Origin of the sequence: Synechococcus sp. R6-10 (genome assembly GCF_047461815.1) — a bacterium.
Taxonomy (GTDB): Bacteria; Cyanobacteriota; Cyanobacteriia; order Thermostichales; family Thermostichaceae; genus Thermostichus.
Map to the genome: position 1 here is coordinate 1 of NZ_JANSHW010000303.1, position 3117 is coordinate 3117.

Genomic DNA, 3117 nt, shown 5'->3' on the forward strand with positions numbered 1-3117 from the left:
TGGATCCCAGTGTGGATATCTGGAGGGCCCGATCCCATCCCCTGAATCCCATTTTTCTGCCCCGTTCGGTGGCGGTGGTGGGGGCCACGGAGCGGGAGGGCAGCGTGGGGCGGACGGTGTTGTGGAACCTCATTAGCCACCCCTTTGGCGGCACGGTTTACCCGGTCAATCCCAAGCGGCACCAGGTGTTGGGGATCCGGGCCTACGAGCGGCTGTCCGCTCTGCCGGAGCCGGTGGATCTGGCCATTATCGCCATTCCGGCAGCGGGGGTGCCCAAGGTGGTGCAGGAGTGCGTAGAAGCCGGGGTCAAGGGCGCCATTGTTCTTTCAGCAGGCTTCAAGGAAACGGGCCCTGCTGGCTGGGAGCTGGAGAAGCAAATTCAGCAGACTATCCAATCGCGTCAGCGGGACGGAGTCCTTGGGAAGCTGCGCTTGATTGGCCCCAACTGCCTGGGGATCCAAAACCCCCACACGGGCTTAAACGCCACCTTTGCTGCCCAGATGGCCCGGCCCGGCAATGTGGGCTTCATCAGCCAAAGTGGGGCCCTGTGCACCTCGATCCTGGACTGGAGCCTGCAGGAAAATGTGGGCTTCAGCGCCTTTATCTCTCTGGGATCCATGCTGGATGTGGGCTGGGGAGACTTAATCGACTACTTGGGCGAGGATCCCCATACCCACAGCATTGTCTTGTACATGGAATCCATCGGGGATGCCCGCTCTTTTCTGTCCGCGGCCCGAGAGGTGGCCCTGAGCAAGCCCATCATTGTCATCAAGGCGGGGCGCACCCAGGCGGCAGCCCAAGCAGCCGCTTCCCACACGGGCTCCCTCACCGGCAGCGACGCAGTGTTGGATGCGGCCTTCCGCCGTTGCGGCGTGCTGCGGGTGGATCACATTGAAGATCTCTTCGACCTGGCGGAGGTGCTGGCCAAACAGCCCCGTCCTCAGGGCCCTCACCTGACCATCCTCACCAATGCCGGCGGGCCAGGGGTGCTGGCCACCGATGCCCTCATCCGCGCCGGGGGATCCCTGGCCCAGCTCTCCCCCCAAACCCTGGAGCAGCTTAACCAGCTCTTGCCCCCCCACTGGAGCCACGGCAATCCCATTGATATTTTGGGGGACGCAGATCCGGAGCGCTTTGCCCAAGTTTTGGAAGTGGTGTTGCGGGATCCCGGCAGCCAGGGTTGCCTGGTCATCCTCACCCCCCAAGCCATGACGGATCCCACGGCCACTGCCGAGAAAGTGGTGGAGACCTGGCGGCGCAGTGGATCCCGGCAGCCTATCCTGGCCAGTTGGATGGGGGGAGCTGGCGTGGATGCGGGCGAGCACATCCTCAACCAAGCCGGGATCCCCACCTACCGCTACCCGGATCAAGCGGCGCGGGTGTTCGGCTATTTGTGGCGATTTAGCTACAACCTCAAGGCCCTCTACGAAACCCCCACCCTGGCTCCCACCAGGCCAGTGGAGCAGGAAAAAGTGCAGCAAACCCTTGCCCAGGCGAGGCGGGAAGGCCGCACGCTTCTCACGGAGGTCGAATCTAAGGAAATCCTGGCCGCCTACGGGATCCCGGTGGTGCCGACGCGGGTGGCCGAGAGCCCCGAAGCAGCAGTGGAAGCTGCCGAGGCCATGGGTTACCCAGTGGTGGTGAAGCTCTACTCCCACACCCTCACCCACAAAACCGATGTGGGCGGCGTGCAGCTCAACCTGCCCGATGCTGAGGCGGTGCGCCGGGCCTTCGGGCAAATCCTCCGCAACGTCAGCGAGAAAGCGGGGCCGGAGCACTTCCAGGGGGTCACGGTGCAGCCGATGGTGGACACGGATGGCTATGAGCTGATCCTGGGGAGCAGCCAGGATCCCCAGTTTGGGCCGGTGTTGCTGTTTGGCAGTGGCGGACAACTGGTGGAGGTGTTTCAGGATCGCTCCATTGGCCTTCCCCCCCTCAACACCACCTTGGCGCGGCGCCTGATGGAAAACACCCTCATCTACAAGGCCCTCAGGGGGGTACGCGGACGCCCAGCTGTCGATCTGGAGGCCCTGGAACAGCTCTTGGTGCGCTTTAGCCAACTGGTGGCCGAGCAGCGGGAGATCAAAGAGATCGACATCAATCCGCTGCTGGTTTCCAGCGAGGGCCTGCTGGCTTTGGATGCCCGCGTCATTTTGCGAACCGAGCAGGATCCCCAGGTGCCCTTGGCCATCCGCCCCTATCCCACCCAGTACATCTGGAGCTTCCGGGACGGCATCACCATTCGCCCCATTCGCCCTGAAGACGAGCCTTTGGTGATCGATTTTCACCGCCACGTCTCTGATTACAGCGTCTATCTGCGCTACTTCCACCCGATCAAATACAGCGCCCGCATCGCCCACGAGCGCCTTACCCGCATTTGCTTTAACGATTACGACCGCGAGATTGCCTTAGTAGCAGAAAAACAGGAGCCAGAGGCCAATCGCGTCAGCGGGACGAAGTCCTTAATCCTCGGCATCAGCCGCCTCTCCAGAAAACATGGCTTTCCCCAAGAAGCAGAGTTTGCCATGCTGGTGGCGGATCCCTACCAACGGCAAGGGATTGGCACAGAGCTGTTGACCCGCCTCATTCAGGTGGCCCGCTGCGAAGGGATCCAGCACCTCACCGGCGAGGTTCTTTGCGAAAACGAGGCCATGCGCCGCCTGTGTCAGCGGCTGGGGTTCCAGTTGCGCCCTTCTCCAGAGGATCCTGGCATTCTCAAGGCCACGCTGGATCTCGCTGTCGATGCGGCGATCCCCACCCCCTGTCCTGCCTAGGGATCCTTAAATAAAAACGGTTTGCCGACCGGCTTACCGTAGAATAGGAACAAGGGCCTGCTCCTTCCGCCTACAGCAAGCGGAGCCCCTCTGTCGGAGAGAGGCTGGGGGCGAGGGCGGCCCGAGGTTTTGAGGACGGCTATGGAGGTTACAAAGACAGGCGGGATCCGCAGGCTGCCGGTGAGCATGGGGCGGTGGCTGGGGATGGGATCCCTAATTTTTGGCCTTCTTCTTGGCCTCAGTGGTTGTGTCAGCGGTATGGGCTCAGGGGGATCCAGAGAGGAAGTAGCGATTCTCCTGGCCTCCTTTGCGGTAACTCGAGACGCTTACCGGAAAATCGTTC

At 62.2% G+C, this 3117-nt stretch carries 1 protein-coding gene and 1 pseudogene; both read left to right on the plus strand.

Going from position 1 to position 3117, the window contains the following annotated elements; genetic code table 11:
- On the plus strand, positions 1-2774 hold a 2774-nt coding region (locus tag NW837_RS09145; RefSeq protein ID WP_414330868.1), incomplete at its 5' end, for a GNAT family N-acetyltransferase.
- Between the two features lie 141 nt (positions 2775-2915).
- Positions 2916-3117: pseudogene (locus NW837_RS09150) on the plus strand (hypothetical protein); the annotation flags it as partial.